The organism is Pantoea sp. X-Soil-YNGN-775 (assembly GCF_059730575.1).
This window is the reverse complement of the sequence record NZ_AP035945.1, coordinates 1,919,652-1,936,405: the sequence shown is the minus strand read 5'-3', so window position 1 is coordinate 1,936,405 and position 16,754 is coordinate 1,919,652. Positions and strand designations below refer to the sequence as shown.

Here is a 16,754-nt window from a genome sequence, read left to right as displayed (position 1 = left end):
ACCGGCGCCGGGGCACCTCAGGTTAAGGCGTAATAAAGAATGAAATGATCGACTGACCGCTGATTCAGGTCGGCCGCGCCCTCAGACCGGGCGATTAACGGAACAACTGCATCTTCTCAACCAGCACGCTGGTCACCGCATCATTGGCCGGTACCAGGAAATTACGCACGCTGTCGTTGACCTTGCCTTTTTCAAAGCTGGTTTTGCATTGTGCGACCCACTGCACATTCATTTCCGTGCCGACGTTGACCTTTTCAATGCCGCTGCGCACCGCTAAACGCATATCTTCGTCACTGACGCCGGTCCCACCGTGCAGCACCAGCGGCGTGTGGGTGGCGGCGGTAATGTCCGCCAGCCGCTGATGCTGAATATGCGCTTTACCGGTATACAGGCCATGCACCGTGCCGATCGAAATCGCCAGCATATCGACGCCGGTCTCCTCCACGAAGCGTCTGGCATCCTCTACCGGGGTAAAGGCGATCGCCTCCATTTCGACGCATTTGCCATCTTCTGAACCGCCAATCGCCCCAAGCTCCGCCTCTACCGAGACGTTGTGCGGCCGCGCCATGTCGATGACCCGACGGGTGTTGGCGATATTCTCCTCAATCGGCAGATGCGATCCGTCATACATCACCGAGCTAAAACCGGCGTCGATGGCGGTCTGAATCGCCGCCAGGTCGGAACAGTGATCAAGGTGCAGACAGGTCGGGACGCCGGTGCTTTCTGACAATGATTTAATCGCATCGACCAGCAGTTTATGACCCAGGTATTTCGCCGTACCGGTGGAGATCTGAATCATTAACGGGCTGTTGGTTTTTTCCGCCGCTTTAAAATAGGCCGGCAGCATCTCCAGGCAGTGCAGGTTAAACGAGCCGACCGCTTTAAAATCGCGTTGCTTAGCCAGCTGTAACAGATCGGCGAAATTATAAAGTTTCATGGATTTTTTCCTCTTGTGGCTTAGTGGATTTCCCGTTAACAAACCAGGCGAGTGCAGTAACGAAAGCGATAAACAGGGCGACAAACAGCCAGTTGTTCTGGAAGGCGTGGCCGAGCACCAGCCCGGTGCTGATCACGTCGGAATCGCTGAAGGTCACGCCGGTGAAGCCGTAGCTCTCCAGCATCGGAACCAGAATTGCCGGCAGCAGCGTGATAAACAGGCCGTGGACGAAGCCACCAATCACCGCCCCGCGCCGTCCGCCGATGGCGTTACCAAACACCCCGGCGGTGCCGCCGGCGAAGAAGTTGGTCAACAGACCAGGCAGGATCATCGCCAGGCCAAACATCGGGAAGACCAGCATGCCGACGATGGAGCCGAGCGTGGTGGCGAGGAAGCCGACAATCACCGCGTTCGGCGCGTAGGGAAACATCACCGGGCAGTCGAGCGCCGGTTTAGCGTCCGGCACCACCCGCATCGCAATGCCACGGAAGGCTGGCACCAGTTCGTTAAGCAGCAGACGCACCCCGCTGTAGAGCACGAACACCCCGGCGACGAACTGAATCGCCTGCATAAAGGCGTACATCAGGTAGTTCATGCCGTTGCTGTACTGGGCAATAAACGCCGGGCCAGCCGCCAGCGCCGGGATCAGGTACATCGGCACCATCACCAGCGCCATCGACAGATAGGTGTCCTGCAGGAACTTGAAGTTATCCGGCAGCTTCAGGTCTTCGGTTGAGCGCGATCCTTTACCGACCACCTTCGCCACCGCTGCCGTCACCAGATAGCCGATGGTGCAGAAGTGGCCCAGCGCGACATCATCAGAGTCGGTAATCCGCCGCACCACTGGCTGCGCCAGTGCAGGCATCACCACCGCCATAATCCCGCCGAAAATGCCGCCGGTCAGGATCAGCGGCAGACCGCTCAGTCCCGCCTTGTAGCCAATTACCGCACCAATCGTTGCCATCCACAGCAGCGCCTGGCCGGTGAGGAAGATGTACTTAAACGGCGTCAGGCGGGCGATGATAATGTTGACGATAAAAATCACCAGCAGGGTCAGCGCCACCTCCGATCCCAGTTCACGGTTGGCCAGCCCGGCAATCGCCGCCACATCGGTGATGTAGCCCTGCATCCCGAAGCCGTGGGTAAAAATGGTGTTAAGGAAGGTCAGCGTGCCGACAATAATATTGATACCGGCCATCATAATTAAAAAGCCCAGCAGGGTTTTGAAGGTGCCCTCCACCACCTTGCCGGCCGATTTTTTTTGCAGCAGCAAACCAATCAGGGCAATAAAGGCGATCAGAATCGAGGCCTGCCCTAATAAGTCTTTTACCAGGAAGTCGATCACACTATTCATGGGCAGCGACCTTCATGTTGCGTTCTTTTAAAAAGGCGACGATCTTTTGCTCGATTTCCGCTTTATCGGTGAGCTTATTCAGAATAATCACCCGTTTAATCTGTTCCGGACTGGCATCGGCATTTAATACATCGGCAAAGGCTTTTTGCGTCAGGATCATGTCTGATTTAAACGCGTTGGCTTCAGAAATGGTGGTGTGGTCAATATCCGCGTCAATTTCCAGTTTTTTTAAAACCGCTTTTGCGCTCATCTCAATCGCAAAACTGGATCCTAATCCGCAGCCACAGACACATAAAATTTTCAGCATGGTTTTCTCCTCACAGAATTTGCAGTTGTTTAGCGAGCTTGTAATGATGCCCGTCGATATCGACCAGGCGTTTTTGCATGCTTATTAAATCAATCGGAATCGGTTTATTACTGCCATTAATAATCACCGCTTTATTGCGCATTCCTGACTGAATACAACGCACCACTTCACTGGCCATAATGGTGCCCTGATAAATTTCCTCACAGGTCGGTTCACCATTACGCAGCCCGTAACCGAGAATGGTTTTGCGGATGCGAACGCCAATTAACGGTTCAAGCTGTTTGATTAAGGTATCGATCGCCCCCTGAAAACCGGGCGAATATTCACGGGTGTAGCCCTCTGAGCAGAGGATCACCACGCTGTTCTGCTGCGCCAGCCGCTGGGTGATGCGTTGAGCCAGCTGCGGCAGCGGAATCTGGCACTCCGGGATTAGCGCAAAATCGGCATTGGATTTTAACGCCGACTGCAGGGTTAACTCGCCGCAATAGCCGCCGAGTAATTCCAGCATAAATACCCGTCCGGGTAATGCCCGACCGGTATTGCGCAGCTTTGCCACCTCTTTTAATACCTGCTCGCAGGCGGTGGAAAAACCGAGCGTATAATCACTGCCAAATACATCGTTATCAATCGTCATGCCGACGCCAAAACAATTGACGCCAGATTCCGACAGGGTATGCAGAAATTGCAGCGACCCGTCACCGCCCGCCATAATTAATACTTCAATCCGTGCGCTCTTTAGCTGGCGGGCAATCATTTCATATTCACTGCGCAGCAATTTTTTTTGCGTCCGTCCCGATTGCATCACCGGGATCGGGGCGATAGAAAAGTCCAGCAGATCACGCTGACTAATATCCCGGTGGCAATGACTTAATAAACCGGGTATGCCGCCATCAAATATCACGATCTCTGCCTGAGTGAGTCGGCCGATCTGAAAAACAAAGTTATTAATGCCGCTGACATCGCCACCGCTGATCACTATTCCGATTCGCATTATTCACCCCGCTGGCTTAATTGGTGTCGGGTTTCATTGTTCCGGGATAAGGCGTTGTTATTTGCAACGGAGATCACAGTTATGAGCTGTATTTTGCGGGTGAGATGATTGACAGCGGATTATTACCAGGAATATTTGTGAGTACCATCACAATCAACAGCGCCGATCGGCGTGGTGTGAATCCTGATATATCAGCGGGTTAGCTAACGTATTCAGGGAATATTGTTGCCAGAGACTGACCGGCCGATTGGCGGGCGAATCGTCGTGACAAATTTGTGATTTTCACCTCATTTTTTGCGGTTCGGCGACTATTTTCGTCGGGCTTCGGATGCAAAAAGCTGATTAAAAACGCCGCAATAATCGCTATTTTTGTTATTTCGCTGGCGATCAATGATTGACAGTGGAATGGCGCCGGCTGTCCAATGACTCTCTGTTGTTAACCAAAATATTGAGATCAAATGACCTCCTCTCAGCTCATGCTCCGCCAGCTTGGCGAACGGGTCGGTGTGAAAAATCTGCTCACCGATCGGGATGATAAAGCCTGGTACACCAAAGGATTCCGGGTCGGTCGGGGGGAAGCGCTGGCCGTGGTGCTGCCGCAGACGCTGCTGCAGCTGTGGCAGGTCCTGCAAATCTGCTGCGCCAGCAACGCCATCGTGCTGATGCAGGCGGCCAATACCGGGGTGACCGGCGGCTCGACGCCGGATGGCAATGATTACGATCGCGAGGTGGTGATTGTCAGTACCCGTCGGCTGAAAGGGGTACAGGTGATCGACCAGGCGCGTCAGGTGATCGCCTTTCCGGGTGCCACCCTGACCGAGCTGGAGAACATTCTCGCCCCGCTGGGCCGGGAACCCCATTCGGTGATCGGCTCCTCCTGTATCGGCGCATCGGTGATTGGCGGTATCTGTAATAACTCGGGCGGATCGCTGATCCGGCGCGGTCCGGCCTTTACCGAAAAGTCGCTGTTTGCCCGTCTGCATGACGATGGGCGACTGGAGATGGTGAATCATCTGGGTATCGATCTGGGAGAGAGCCCGGAAGAGATGTTGCAGCGGCTGGAGCAGCAGAACTACACCACCGGCGACCGACCCGACTGGGCGGGGAAAATCTGGGCAGACGACTACGCCAGCCAGCTGCGGGACACGGCGGCGGACAGCCCGTCGCGCTTTAATGGCGATCGGCGTTATCTGCATGAAAGCGCGGGCAGCGCCGGTAAAGTGGTGGTGTTTGCGGTGCGTCTGCCGACCTTTGAAGCCAGTCCGCAGACCCGCACCTTCTATATCGGCAGCGACGATGAGCAGCAGCTGGTGGCGCTGCGGCGGGTGCTGCTGGCAGAAATGCAGGCGCTGCCGATTCAGGCTGAATATATCCATCGCAACGCCTTTGATCTCACGGTGCGCTACAGCAAACATATGATGCTGGCGATTGGCAAACTCGGTCCGCAGGCGCTGCCCGGACTGATGGCGAAGAAAGCCCGCTGGGATGTGCGGGTCAGCCATCTGCCGTTTTTACCGCGTAACAGTGTTGATCGACTGCTGCAGTTGTTTAATCAGATCACCCCGCGCGGAGTGGCGCCGCGCATTATGGCCTACCGCGATCGGTTTGAGCATCATCTGATGATCAAAGTGGAGGCACAGCAGACCGCAGAGCTGGAGGGCCTGCTGACCCGCTTCTTCAGTCAGGGTCAGGGCGATTTTTTCCTGTGTAACCAGCAGGAAGCGCGCGATGCGTTTCTGGTGCGCTTCGGCGTGGGCGGCTGCACCATCTCTTACTGTGATTATCTCGGCTATGACCCCGATCGGCGGCTGGTGGCATTTGACGTGGCGTTACGGCGTAACGATCAATCATGGCGCATTGAACTGCCGCCCGAGCTGGCGGAACAGGTGCAGGTCGACTCCTGCTGCGGCCATTTTTTCTGCTACGTCAATCATCAGGATTATGTGCTGAAACCGGGCGTGGATGCGAAGGCGTTTAAGCAGGCGGTGATTGCGGTGCTGGAGCAGCGCGGGGCGAAGTATCCGGCGGAACACAATGTCGGCCATCTCTATTGTGCGTCAGACGAACACGCAGCGCACTGGCAGACGCTGGACCCGACCAACAGTTTTAATCCGGGGATCGGTAAAACCAGTAAGAAGAAATTCTGGGCGCAGTAAGCGATACGCAATAAGGGCTGCGGCCCTTATTGCGTGGCCCGCAGCTATTTAGCGTAGGCTTCAGTCGACAGGGTCAGCGCAACCTCATCACCTACCGCCGGAACATATTTATCCAGCTTAAAGTCGGAGCGCTTGATGATGCCGGTGGCATCAAAACCAATCGCCTGCTTCTTCACCATCGGATGCTCGCCCTGCTTGTTCAGCGTGGCGTGCAGCGTCACCGGTTTGGTGATGCCTTTCAGCGTCAGGTTACCTTCGACGTCAAAACGGTTATCGCCCTTCGCCACCACTTTGGTGCTGTGGAAGGTAGCGGTCGGATATTTCGCGGTGTCGAAATAGTCTGCACCGTTAAATTCTTTGGTCAGTGCCGCAACGTGGCTGTCGATTTTGCTGACCGGCAGCGTCACATCAACACGTGACTGCTCAGGATGATCTTTATCGAACACCAGCGTCCCGCTGGCATCCGGGATATCGGCGGTCGGGTGTGAGAAACCGAAATGATTCCAGCTGACCACCACCGAGGTGTGCTCTGGATTGAGCTGGTAGTGCATCGCTTCTGCCTGAGAGACAGGAACATACAGGCTGGCAACGGCTAACAGGGGCAGCGCAATACGCTTGAGGTTCTTCACGATAAATTCCTTGTACAACTCAAAAAGTAAACTGAGTGTGGTGCAATTCGGTCGGAATAAACAGTGAAGAGATTTGTCGGTAATTTTCAAATAAATTCAGCAACTTTGCGGCTGCCGCTTAGCTTGCGCTACCTGGGGTAAATAATACCCGCCAGCGACGCCGCGCCTGAATCAAATCGTGGTGCAGCTGCTGCAGTCTGACAACGTCCAGCGCGTCAATCGCCGCCGCATCCGCATCGGCCAGGCCATTCAGCTGACGTAAGCGGGCCAGCGGTGTATCAAGCCGTTCGCGATGCAGACTGGCCTTCAGCGCCGCCAGATCGCAGCTCGCCAGCGCCTCATTCAGCGAACGCAGAAAATTACGGCAGTAGCGCAGCAGCGACAGCGCGCTGTAATCGGGCGACTGCAGCGCGAACAGCACGCCATCCTGATCGGCACAGCGCAGGTAGCGGCTGCTGACCACGTACCCTATCTGCTGTTCGACCCGGTAACGCTGGAAGAAACGCGGCTCATACAGCAGCGCCAGCGCCCGCAGCGCAGCCAGCTGTTGCGCATCCTGAGTCGACGCGCGTGACGGCTGGTGCAGCGGGATAAACAGCAGCAAGGCGTTATCGCGGCTGGCGTGCGGCAGCGCAATCATGCCGCTCGGCGCGCTGGTGCGCATCGGCGACGCCGCCGGGTTAACCGGCAGCGGCAGCGCGCTCAGACGGCGGGCAATCAGCGTCTGCAGCGCCGTGCTGCCGCCGGTCAGCAACGCCCGCCAGCAGCCTGGCGAAAAGGTTGATGCCAGCTGATAGGGCAACTGCTGCAGCAGCGCGCGGATGGCGATAGTGTCGGGCGGCGGCGGCGGCTCGTCGTCGACCGGCGGCGTCAGCGCCAGCACCAGCTGATGCAGCGCCCAGTCCGCCACCGCCAGATCGCGGGGGAGTTGCAGCGTCAGTTGCCACACGCCCTCCACCTCCTGCCATTCGCCCTGGCCACCTGAGTGACGCAAGGCGGCAAATAACGGGCGCAGCCGGCGACCATAGGCGTGCCCCATCGCCGCGCTGAAGGTTGAAAAGAACTCCGGCCGCAGCAGCAGCGTAGCGGTATTATCGCCAGCCGGATCGGCGTCGGCACCCGGCTCAGCGGTCGGACTGTCAGCCTCGCCGTGGCCGATAAGTTCGGGTTCGGCGACAGGTTCCACAGCAGAATAATGCGGTAACGGCACCGCCTGTGACGGCAGCGGCTGATGGGTCAGCGCTGCCGCCAGCGGATAGAAAGCGAACGCTGCCGCACTGTCGGCGACGGGCAGCGCAGGCTGCCACGGGTGCAGCGCCAGGCTGAAGCCCTGGCTGTGGCAATTTTCCTCAGCCGCCTGCGGGCTGCACACCAGCGTGGTGCCAGGCGCATCCGCCAGCGTGGCCAGCCATGACGCAAACGCACCGACCTCGGTTTGCGGGGCGAAGCCAAAGGCGCGCTCGCGTAGCTGATCGAGCGGCGTCAGTGCCGCAAAGCGTTGTTGCGCCAGCTGAAGATAGTGCTGATGCTGCGGCCGATCGGTCTGCCGGAGGGCGGATAACCAGCGATCGAGCAGTGCGTTAACCGCTTCAGGCCGCTCGGTTTCAATGCCCAGCGCCAGCCACACCGCGTTATCCGCCCGGTAGAGCCACTTCAGGCTTAGCCGATCGGCCAGCTGCTGTTGACGCAGTGCAGCCAGCAGCGAACCCGGCGCTTCATCCAGCAGAAACTCACGCCATAACGTGACACCGTCACTGCTGTCCAGCAGCCAGCTGCGCCACAGCGCGGCCGGTGTGCTGTTGGCAAGGCGCAACCCGTCGCTGACCGGCAGCGTGGGCCGCGGCGTCTCCTGCTGCCACTGCCCGTCTGGCAGCGCGGCGGCAAAGGTGCGCGCCAGCTGCTCCAGCTGATCCAGCGACTGCGGTCCCTGTAGCCAGAGCTGCATGTTAGCGGCATAAAAATGGCGCTGATGGAACTGACGCAGCGCCTGTTGCAGCGCGGTCATCTCTTCGCCAAAGCTGGCGCGACTGCCAATCTGAAAGCGCCGAAACGCCGGGGGTGCGCTGGCGGCATGCAGCAGCGCGGCTTCGGTACGCGAAGGTTGATGCTGCTGGATCAGCTGATATTCAGCCTCAATCACCGCGATTTCCTGACGGATTGCCTGATGATCGAGCAGCGGATGGCACAGCATATCCTGCAGGCGCGCCAGTCCGTCAGCCAGCTGCGGCGGCGCAACCTCAAAAAACCAGGCGCTGCGCCAGGCCAGCGTGGTGGCGTTGACCCGACCGCCCTGCGCGGCGATCCAGCTCATCAGCCGCCCGTCGTCCGGCCAGCCGGCGCTGCCGGTGAACAGCAGATGCTCCAGCAGGTGCGCCAGGCCCGGCCAGCGCTCCGGCTCATCGTGGCTGCCGGCACCGACCTGAATTAACGCTGCGGCCTGGCGCGCATCAGGCTGATGCACCAGTTCCACCCGCAGGCCGTTAATCTCCAGGCGGCGCACGGTTACAGGTTCCGGGTCTTGTAGATCAGCTGAGAATTGCTGCGATTGCGGAACTGCAGCTGTCCAATTTTGATATCGCTGCAATCGGCTTCGCGGCGTGCGGCGAGGATTTTGTCGTGGTGCGGCGATTTACTGCAGACCGGATCGGCGTTGTCGGCATTGCCGGTCAGCATGTAAGCCTGACAGCGACAGCCGCCAAAGTCCTTCTCTTTCTCATCGCAGGAGCGGCACGGCTCCGGCATCCAGTCGTAACCGCGATAACGGTTAAAACCAAACGAGTGATACCAGATGTCATCCAGCCGCTGATCCAGCACCGACGGAAACTCCACCGGCAGCTGGCGCGCACTGTGGCACGGCAGCGCGGTGCCTTCCGGTGTAACGCTGAGGAAAATCGCGCCCCAGCCGCCCATACAGCCTTTCGGCCGCTCTTCATAATAGTCAGGCGTGACAAACAGCAGGTTGGTCAGGTTGCCGCTGGCGCTCATCCGCTCACGGTAACGGCTGACCACCGCTTCGGCGCGGGCGATCTGTTCGCGGGTCGGCAGCAGCCCTTCACGGTTGAGCTGCGCCCAGCCATAAAACTGGCAGGTCGCCAGCTCAACATCATCCGCTTCCAGCTCGATGCAGAGATCGATAATTTTATCGATCTGGTCGATGTTATGGCGGTGCAGCACAAAGTTCAGCACCATCGGATAGCCGTGCGCCTTAACCGCCTTCGCCATCTCCAGCTTCTGCTGGAAGGCTTTTTTCGAACCGGCCAGCGCGGCGTTCAGGGTTTCATCACTGGCCTGAAAACTGATCTGAATATGATCCAGCCCGGCTTCGCTGAACGCATCCAGCTTTTTCCCGGTCAGGCCAATGCCAGAGGTGATCAGATTGGTGTAGAAGCCGAGGTCACGCGCCGCTTTGATCAGCTCAGGCAGATCCTTACGCACCAGCGGCTCACCGCCGGAAAAACCGAGCTGTACGCTGCCCATGGCGCGCGCCTGACGAAACACCTCGATCCACTGCTCAGTGGTCAGCTCTTTCTCCTGCTGGGCAAAATCGAGCGGATTCGAGCAGTACGGGCACTGCAGCGGGCAGCGATAGGTCAGCTCCGCCAGCAGCCAGAGCGGCGGATTTACGCCAGGTTTACTCGGGGTCACGGAACTGTATCCACTTCTGTTCATAGGCTGATTGCAGGAACTCTTTCACATCGTCGCCGACGCCGCCGGCTTCCGGGAAGCGGCTGTCGAGGGTGGCAATAATCGCGGCGATATCCTGTTTGCCGTCCACCAGCTCAAGGATGGCCGCGGCGGTTTCATTGAGCTTCGCCATCCCTTCCGGATAGAGCACTACGTGGCTATCCTGCGCGGCTTCCCACTGCATGCGGTAGCCGCGACGGAACGCGGCAATAGATTTTTCGTTCATGTGTTATACCAGTCGGGTGGTGTGCCACGCCGCCTTGTCGGTGACGGTGTGGTAAGGCGGACGCTTAAGCTCATAGGCCATGGTCATCGCGTCGAGCATGCTCCACAAAATATCGAGCTTAAACTGCAAAATTTCCAGCATCCGGTTCTGCTTTTCAGCGGTGGTGCAGAATTCCAGCGCCAGCGCCAGGCCATGTTCCACATCGCGGTTCGCCTGGCTCAGGCGGCTGCGGAAGTAGAAATAGCCCTCTTCTTTGATCCACGGATAGTGCTGCGGCCAGCTGTCGAGGCGTGACTGATGGATCTGCGGTGCAAACAGCTCGGTCAGCGAGCTGCAGGCCGCTTCCTGCCAGTTGGCGCGACGGGCAAAGTTGACGTAGGCGTCAACCGCAAAGCGCACGCCTGGCAGCACGTGCCGCTCGGAAATCAGTTCTTCACGCGTTAGCCCGACCGCTTCGCCCAGCTGCAGCCAGGCTTCAATTCCGCCTTCAGCGCCATTGCTGCCGTCGTGATCGAGGATACGCTGCACCCATTTACGCCGGGTCGCCGGATCGGGACAGTTAGCCATGATGGCAGCATCTTTCAGCGGAATGGTGGTCTGGTAGTAAAAGCGATTCGCCACCCATCCCTGAATCTGCTCGCGCGTCGCCTGACCGTTATGCATCGCGATGTGATACGGATGATGAATATGGTAGTAAGCGCCTTTGTCGCGCAGGGCCTGTTCAAAAGCCTGCGGCGACAGCGTGTCAGTGATCTGCATGATTTAGTCCTGAAGGTGGATCGCCATTCCGTCCCAGCTCACCTCAATCCCTTGCTGCGTCAGGAACTGTCGCTGAGGGGACTGCTGGTTGAGAATCGGATTGGTGTTGTTAATGTGAATCAGAATTTTGCGTTTTGCCGGCAGCGAGGACAGCAGCGCCATCAGGCCCTGCTCTTCGGCCAGCGCCAGGTGACCCATCGCTTTGCCGGTATTTTTACCGACGCCGGTGGTCAGCAGCTCATCATCCTGCCAGACCGTGCCGTCGATCAGCAGGCAGTCGGCTTTTTGCAGCCACGGCATTATTACCGCATCCGGTTCGCCGAGGCCCGGCGCATACAGCAGCGTCTTGCCGTTGCTGCGGTTTTCGATAAACAGCGCCACGTTGTGGCCCGGCAGTGGCCGATCGCGGTAAGGCGAATAGGGCGGCGCATTGCTGAGAATCGGAATCGCGGTGAACTTTAGATCGCGACAGACATCGACGCTGAACGGCGTCAGCGGCGCGATCGGCCGGTGCTGCAAACCGCCGTTCCAGTGGGTCAGCATCGGAAAGATCGGGAAGCCGCTGCTGAGGTCGTGATGCACTTCCGGCGTACACCACACCTGATGTGGGCACCCTTCCCGCAGGCTGAGCAGCCCGGTGGTGTGGTCGATCTGACTGTCGGTCAGAATAATCGCGCCGATCGCCGTGCCGCGCAGCACCCCGTGACGGGTTAATTCGGGAGTATGCAGAATCTGCTGACTGATGTCGGGCGAGGCGTTACATAACACCCAGTCTTCGCCATTATCGCTGAGGATAATCGACGACTGGGTCCGTGCGCTGGCCTCAATGGTGCCGGTACGCACGCCATGGCAGTTGGCGCAGTTACAGTTCCACTGCGGAAATCCGCCACCAGCGGCTGAGCCGAGGACTTTAATAAACATGAAGGAAAACCAGAAGTTGAAACAAAATGCCCGCGCAGATGGCGGGCAGAATTATTAACGGTTGGAGATGTACAGAGTCACTTCCAGGCCGAGACGCAGATCAACGAAAGTTGGCTTTTTCCACATGATTTATTTCCTCTTGAGTAACAGTAAATTAGCGGCCAGAAAATCCGGCGACTGAGGGTAAAACGCGATCCCAGTCACAAATTTGCCGACAGATGTTGCGCCAATGGCGCATCGAGATCAACCCGAAAGAAGTAAGGAAATTGTTATCACAGGCCGGTTTGCGCTAAAACCCGCTGCCAGTTTCCCCACGCCAGCTTCTCTGTCAGTGTTTGATCATAGCCCGCTTCCCGCAAAGCGGCGAGCAGACGCGGTAATCCGCTGACATCGCCCAGCGCCTCCGGCGGGGTTATACCGTCGAAATCGGAGCCAAACGCCACATGGTCGCTGCCCATTATCCTCAACAGATGATCACAATGCTTAACAATTTCTGTCAACGGAGTGTTACTGTCGCGCTGACCATCGGCGCGCAAAAAGGCGTTGCCGAAATTAATCCCGACCAGCCCGCCGCTGTCGCGGATCGCCACCAGCTGGGCATCGGTCAGGTTACGCGGCTGGGGACAGAGCGCATGCGCATTGGAATGGCTGGCGACCAGCGGCGCATCAGAGAGTCGCGCGGTATCCCGGAACGCTTTTTCATTCATGTGCGACACGTCGATCATCATCCGCAGCGCATTCGCCTGCTGAATCAGCGCTTCGCCCGCCGCCGTCAGCCCCGGACCGGTATCGGGCGAGCCGGGAAAGCGGCCGCTGACCCCCTGACCAAACCGGTTAGGCAGATTCCAGAAAGGCCCGATGCTGCGCACCCCGGCCTGCCAGAACGCCTGTAACGCCTCGCCGTCACCGTCCAGTGCATCAGCGCCTTCAATATGTGCCACCATCGCCAGCACGCCTGCGGCGCGGCAGGCCACAATCTCATCATGGCTGCGGCAGATGCGCGCCCGGCCATCCGACTCATCGGCCAGCTGCTGCAAAATCGCCAGCTGTTGCCACATAATCTGCAGTGGTTGATACGGCTCGTCGGCACGTGCCGGCGCCATTCTGGCGATGTACTCCTGCGGCGGCACAAAAATCGCAAACAACCCGCCGCCCATGCCGCCCTGTTGGATACGCGGGTAATCAAGATGCCCACGCTCAATGCCGTTGTAAAACGCCTGCACCGGCGCATCACGATGATGCAGCCACAGATTAAGCAGCAGATCGTTGTGACCATCAAAAATCAACATAAACACCTGACTGGAAAACGCTAACCAAGATCGCGCCATGCTACCCCTGCCCGGCGGATTCATCAAACCGCAGCGCACCCAGGGTTCATTGCGCGGCGCGGCTCTCCGCCGCTCAGCCCGCCGGTTGTCACTTTTGCGCATCAGGTTGTCAGCATTGCGCGCGCGCCGCTGGCCCGCTGCCGCCAGACTGGAAAAAAAACCCCTGGAGAGAATGATGATGCTGACCAATCCCGCTGAGAAATACCGTCCATCCCCGCTGATCACCCTGCCCGATCGCCAGTGGCCTGCGCGCCAGCTCAGCCACGCACCGCGCTGGCTCTCTACCGATCTGCGTGACGGGAATCAGGCGCTGGCCGAACCGATGGATCGCGACCGCAAAATGGCGTTCTGGGCGTTGCTGCTGCGCTGCGGCTTTAAAGAAATTGAGGTCGCCTTTCCGTCGGCCTCGCAGACCGACTTCGACTTTGTGCGCGATCTGATAGAGCAGCAGCGCATTCCTGATGACGTGACGTTGCAGGTGCTGACCCAGGCGCGCCATGACCTGATTGAACGCACCTTCGTCGCCTTGCAGGGCGCGCCGCGGGCGATTGTGCATCTGTATAACGCCACCGCCCCGCTGTTCCGCGAACGGGTTTTCAAACAGAGCAAAGCGGAGATCGTGGCGCTGGCCACGGCCGCTGCGCAGCAGATCCGCACCGCCTGTGAGGCGCAGCCCGACACGGCGTGGACCTTTGAGTACTCGCCGGAAACCTTCTGTTTTACCGAAATGGCGTTTGTGCTGGAGATTTGTGAAGCGGTCGCCGACGTCTGGCAGCCTGACGCCAGCCGGCCGATGATCATCAACCTGCCCGCCACGGTGGAGGTCAACACGCCCAATGTTTATGCCGATCAGATTGAGCTGTTCTGCCGCCAGTTCAGCCGCCGGCAGGCAGTCTGCATCAGCGTCCATCCGCATAACGATCGCGGCACCGGTGTCGCCTGCGCTGAACTGGCGCTGCTGGCCGGGGCGGATCGGGTCGAAGGCTGTCTGTTTGGCAACGGCGAGCGCACCGGCAATGTCGACCTGGTCACCCTGGCGCTGAATCTCTACACCCAGGGCGTCGCCCCGCAGCTGGATTTCAGCCAGATGAGCGAAGTGCTGGAGGTGGTGACCCGTTGTAATCAGCTGCCGGTCCACCCGCGCCATCCTTATGCCGGCGAGCTGGTGTTTACCGCCTTCTCCGGCTCGCATCAGGATGCGATTCGCAAGGGTTTTGCCTGGCGCGCCAGCCAGCAGGAAACGCACTGGCAGATGCCCTATCTGCCGCTCGATCCGGCCGATATTGGCTGCAGCTATGAAGCGGTGATTCGGGTGAACAGCCAGTCAGGCAAAAGCGGTGCCGCGTGGCTGCTGGAGCAAAACCACGGCTTACAGCTGCCGCGCGCGTTGCAGCAGGATTTCAGCCGCTGCGTACAGCAGCACACTGACCATCATGGCGGCGAGATGACCCATTACGCGCTGTGGCAGCTGTTTTGTCGTCAGTATGGCGTGGACCAGCCAACGCTGCAGTTGCTGAAGGCCAGCAGCCAGAGCGATAACCACGGCCAGACCACGCTTAACGCCAGCGTCAGCTCTCAGTCGCGCACCCTCAGCTTACAGGGCAGCGGCAACGGCTGGTTGTCGGCCGGGGTGAATGCCCTGCGCCACGCGTTCGACCTGGCGCTGACCATTGAGGATTACCATGAACACACGCTGGGGAAACGCAGTGAGAGTCGCTCGGTCGCCTATATCAGCTGTCTGGATGCCAGTGGCAACCGCTACTGGGGCGTGAGCATCGATAATGATACGGCGCGCGCCGCGCTGCAGGCGCTGTTTAACGCGGCGAGTCGCTTTCCTGCGCGGGAAAATAGTCCGTCGGCGCCACGCCCAGCAGGCGACGAAACATCGCGCTGAAGGCGCTGGGACTGTCATAGCCGAGATCCAGCGCCACCCGCAGCACCGAATCGCCCTGCGCCAGTCGCGTCAGGGCGATGGCGAGGCGGGCGCGACGGACCCAGTCGCTGAATTGTAAGCCGGTTTCACGGCTGAAGTGACGCGCCAGCGTGCGGCCCGAGACGTTAAGGCTGGCGCTGGCACGCAGCAGGGTCCAGCTTTCGCCCGGCGTCTGCTGAATACGCTGGCACAGCGCCTGTAATCGGGCGCTGTGCGGTGCGGGCAGCGCAAACGGCAACACGTCCATGCCGCGGATTTCGTCCAGAATCAGTTCCACGATCCGTTCGGCCCGGCTGTCAGCCAGATAGGCGGACGGCAACGTCAGCGCGCTGACAATCAGCTCACGTAGCAGCGGCGTAATCTGCACCACCTGACAACTGGCCGGCAGATCGGCGCGCGCCAGCGGATGGATAAACAGCGTTCGTGCCGCCACCCTGCCGGTGATCTGTAGCGCATGCCGGGTAAACGCCGGTAGCCAGACCCCGCGACTCGGCGGCACCGTCCAGCTGCCAAATTCGGTTTCCACCCGCACCACGCCACTCAGCGTGTGGATCAGCTGCGCGCAGTCATGCTGATGCCACGGCTCGCTGGCACCGTGGGCGTAATCGTGCGCCAGCGGCACCAGCGGCCGGTGGCTGAAGTCAAAGCCGGGCGGACAACTCATGGCGCGTTCAGATAGCGGTAGACCACCGCCAGATCCTGTTCACCCAGGCCGTCATCCACCGCCTGCTGCCAGAAATCAGCAATATTTTCCAGCGCCGGCAGCGCAATATCAGACGCCTCAAGGGCCAGTCGGGCATCTTTCAGCGCCCAGACCAGATTCATCTGCGGGGTGTAGTCGTCGCTGGCGATCATCCCCAGCTTCATTTTTGCGTACGGGGCCGCCAGTGGACCGCCCTCCAGCACCTGCCAGAGATCGTCGGTCGAAAAACCAAACTGCGCCGCCAGCTGGGTGCTCTCCGCCAGACTCTGCATCATGCCAATCAGCCAGCTGTTGATCACCAGCTTCATGCGTGAACTTTTACCCGCCTCGCCCAGCCACTGCGTGCCCTTGCCAATCGCGGCAAACACCGTTTCTGCCGCGGCTGCGCGGCGGCGATCGCCGCTGGCCAGCACCAGAATCTGGCCATTTTCTGCTGGCGCTTTGGTGCCGGATACCGGCGCGTCAATAAACAGCACGTCGCTGCGCGCGTCAGCGAACAGGGCGATCAGCGCGTCGGTTTTTTCCACGCCGATGGTGCCCATCTGACATAAAATGGCGTCCGGTTTAAACGCCGTCTGACTCTGCTGCAGCACCTGCTCAGTGGTCTCGCCGTCCGACAGCATCGCAATCACCACATCCGCCTGACGCACCGCCCCGGCGGGCGAATCGGCCAGTTGCAGACCGGCGTCCAGCAGATCCTCGCCGCGAGCGCGGGTCCGGTTCCAGCCGTGGACCTTAAAGCCTTTCTTCAGCAGGTTAGCGGCAAACGCGTGGCCCATTGCACCCAATCCCAGAACCGCCACTTCAGGTTGTTGACTCATGCTGA

16 protein-coding genes are annotated in these 16,754 nt (G+C 59.2%); 2 read left to right on the top strand and 14 right to left on the bottom strand.

What is annotated here, in order from left to right:
• Positions 1 to 94: 94 nt before the first annotated feature.
• Genes AC6I8I_RS09125 through AC6I8I_RS09110 form a run of 4 tightly spaced genes read right to left on the bottom strand, consistent with a single transcriptional unit; the run spans position 95 to position 3,589 of the window.
• On the bottom strand, positions 95 to 937 hold the full coding sequence (locus tag AC6I8I_RS09125; protein WP_031377539.1) for a class II fructose-bisphosphate aldolase: 843 nt from the start codon (positions 935 to 937) through the stop codon (positions 95 to 97).
• Positions 924 to 2,291, bottom strand: a complete 1,368-nt coding sequence (locus tag AC6I8I_RS09120) for a PTS sugar transporter subunit IIC (protein WP_497828583.1) — start codon at positions 2,289 to 2,291, stop codon at positions 924 to 926. Before AC6I8I_RS09120 ends, AC6I8I_RS09125 begins: the two co-directional genes overlap by 14 nt.
• Positions 2,284 to 2,598: a PTS sugar transporter subunit IIB gene (locus AC6I8I_RS09115; RefSeq protein WP_031377537.1), complete on the bottom strand. Its 315-nt coding sequence runs from the start codon at positions 2,596 to 2,598 to the stop codon at positions 2,284 to 2,286. The genes AC6I8I_RS09120 and AC6I8I_RS09115 overlap by 8 nt, the downstream gene beginning before the upstream one ends.
• 10 nt (positions 2,599 to 2,608) lie before the next feature.
• On the bottom strand, positions 2,609 to 3,589 hold the full coding sequence (locus AC6I8I_RS09110) for a 6-phosphofructokinase (RefSeq protein WP_497820023.1): 981 nt from the start codon (positions 3,587 to 3,589) through the stop codon (positions 2,609 to 2,611).
• Positions 3,590 to 4,047: 458 nt separating this feature from the next.
• Between AC6I8I_RS09110 and dld the strand changes: the two genes are divergently transcribed.
• Positions 4,048 to 5,745 (top strand): D-lactate dehydrogenase, encoded by a 1,698-nt coding sequence (gene dld / locus AC6I8I_RS09105; RefSeq protein WP_312756894.1) that lies wholly within the window; start codon positions 4,048 to 4,050, stop codon positions 5,743 to 5,745.
• 44 nt (positions 5,746 to 5,789) lie between these two features.
• On the opposite strand, the gene AC6I8I_RS09100 is transcribed toward dld, so the two are convergent.
• From AC6I8I_RS09100 to AC6I8I_RS09065, 8 genes are all read right to left on the bottom strand, one after another.
• Positions 5,790 to 6,374 (bottom strand): YceI family protein, encoded by a 585-nt coding sequence (locus AC6I8I_RS09100; protein ID WP_312056137.1) that lies wholly within the window; start codon positions 6,372 to 6,374, stop codon positions 5,790 to 5,792.
• Between the two features lie 118 nt (positions 6,375 to 6,492).
• On the bottom strand, positions 6,493 to 8,874 hold the full coding sequence (gene pqqF / locus AC6I8I_RS09095) for a pyrroloquinoline quinone biosynthesis protein PqqF (RefSeq protein WP_497828582.1): 2,382 nt from the start codon (positions 8,872 to 8,874) through the stop codon (positions 6,493 to 6,495).
• Between the two features lie 2 nt (positions 8,875 to 8,876).
• The gene (gene pqqE / locus AC6I8I_RS09090) at positions 8,877 to 10,019 is read right to left on the bottom strand and encodes a pyrroloquinoline quinone biosynthesis protein PqqE (protein WP_497820020.1); all 1,143 of its coding nucleotides are present in this window, start codon (positions 10,017 to 10,019) and stop codon (positions 8,877 to 8,879) included.
• Positions 10,006 to 10,284, bottom strand: coding sequence for a pyrroloquinoline quinone biosynthesis peptide chaperone PqqD (gene pqqD / locus AC6I8I_RS09085; protein ID WP_312056139.1), 279 nt, complete (start codon positions 10,282 to 10,284; stop codon positions 10,006 to 10,008). The genes pqqE and pqqD overlap by 14 nt, the downstream gene beginning before the upstream one ends.
• Positions 10,285 to 10,287: 3 nt before the next feature.
• Positions 10,288 to 11,043 (bottom strand): pyrroloquinoline-quinone synthase PqqC, encoded by a 756-nt coding sequence (gene pqqC, locus AC6I8I_RS09080; protein WP_031377893.1) that lies wholly within the window; start codon positions 11,041 to 11,043, stop codon positions 10,288 to 10,290.
• 3 nt (positions 11,044 to 11,046) lie between these two features.
• Positions 11,047 to 11,964 (bottom strand): pyrroloquinoline quinone biosynthesis protein PqqB, encoded by a 918-nt coding sequence (pqqB, locus tag AC6I8I_RS09075; RefSeq protein ID WP_497828581.1) that lies wholly within the window; start codon positions 11,962 to 11,964, stop codon positions 11,047 to 11,049.
• A 54-nt stretch (positions 11,965 to 12,018) separates the two neighbouring features.
• Positions 12,019 to 12,090: a pyrroloquinoline quinone precursor peptide PqqA gene (gene pqqA / locus AC6I8I_RS09070; RefSeq protein WP_009090272.1), complete on the bottom strand. Its 72-nt coding sequence runs from the start codon at positions 12,088 to 12,090 to the stop codon at positions 12,019 to 12,021.
• A gap of 146 nt (positions 12,091 to 12,236) precedes the next feature.
• Positions 12,237 to 13,253, bottom strand: a complete 1,017-nt coding sequence (locus AC6I8I_RS09065; protein ID WP_312056169.1) for a dipeptidase — start codon at positions 13,251 to 13,253, stop codon at positions 12,237 to 12,239.
• 217 nt (positions 13,254 to 13,470) lie between these two features.
• On the opposite strand from AC6I8I_RS09065, the gene leuA reads away from it, so the two are divergent.
• A complete protein-coding gene (gene leuA / locus AC6I8I_RS09060) occupies positions 13,471 to 15,186 on the top strand; it encodes a 2-isopropylmalate synthase (RefSeq protein WP_497828647.1) in 1,716 nt (571 codons plus the stop codon).
• Here leuA and AC6I8I_RS09055 read toward each other — a convergent pair.
• Together AC6I8I_RS09055 and AC6I8I_RS09050 are read right to left on the bottom strand one after the other, a co-directional pair.
• Complete coding sequence (locus AC6I8I_RS09055) at positions 15,107 to 15,889, bottom strand: AraC family transcriptional regulator (RefSeq protein WP_312056141.1); 783 nt, start codon at positions 15,887 to 15,889, stop codon at positions 15,107 to 15,109. The genes leuA and AC6I8I_RS09055 overlap by 80 nt on opposite strands.
• Positions 15,886 to 16,749 carry an NAD(P)-dependent oxidoreductase gene (locus tag AC6I8I_RS09050; protein ID WP_497828580.1) on the bottom strand — a complete coding sequence of 288 codons (864 nt, stop codon included), beginning with the start codon at positions 16,747 to 16,749 and terminating at the stop codon, positions 15,886 to 15,888. Before AC6I8I_RS09050 ends, AC6I8I_RS09055 begins: the two co-directional genes overlap by 4 nt.
• Positions 16,750 to 16,754 lie beyond the last annotated feature (5 nt).

Coding starts and splice junctions, on each gene's coding strand:
- AC6I8I_RS09125 (WP_031377539.1), bottom strand. CDS start 937: ATGAAACTTTATAATTTCGCCGATCTGTTACAGCTGGCTAAGCAACGC.
- AC6I8I_RS09120 (WP_497828583.1), bottom strand. CDS start 2,291: ATGAATAGTGTGATCGACTTCCTGGTAAAAGACTTATTAGGGCAGGCC.
- AC6I8I_RS09115 (WP_031377537.1), bottom strand. CDS start 2,598: ATGCTGAAAATTTTATGTGTCTGTGGCTGCGGATTAGGATCCAGTTTT.
- AC6I8I_RS09110 (WP_497820023.1), bottom strand. CDS start 3,589: ATGCGAATCGGAATAGTGATCAGCGGTGGCGATGTCAGCGGCATTAAT.
- dld (WP_312756894.1), top strand. CDS start 4,048: ATGACCTCCTCTCAGCTCATGCTCCGCCAGCTTGGCGAACGGGTCGGT.
- pqqD (WP_312056139.1), bottom strand. CDS start 10,284: ATGAACGAAAAATCTATTGCCGCGTTCCGTCGCGGCTACCGCATGCAG.
- pqqC (WP_031377893.1), bottom strand. CDS start 11,043: ATGCAGATCACTGACACGCTGTCGCCGCAGGCTTTTGAACAGGCCCTG.
- pqqB (WP_497828581.1), bottom strand. CDS start 11,964: ATGTTTATTAAAGTCCTCGGCTCAGCCGCTGGTGGCGGATTTCCGCAG.
- AC6I8I_RS09065 (WP_312056169.1), bottom strand. CDS start 13,253: ATGTTGATTTTTGATGGTCACAACGATCTGCTGCTTAATCTGTGGCTG.
- leuA (WP_497828647.1), top strand. CDS start 13,471: ATGCTGACCAATCCCGCTGAGAAATACCGTCCATCCCCGCTGATCACC.
- AC6I8I_RS09055 (WP_312056141.1), bottom strand. CDS start 15,889: ATGAGTTGTCCGCCCGGCTTTGACTTCAGCCACCGGCCGCTGGTGCCG.
- AC6I8I_RS09050 (WP_497828580.1), bottom strand. CDS start 16,749: ATGAGTCAACAACCTGAAGTGGCGGTTCTGGGATTGGGTGCAATGGGC.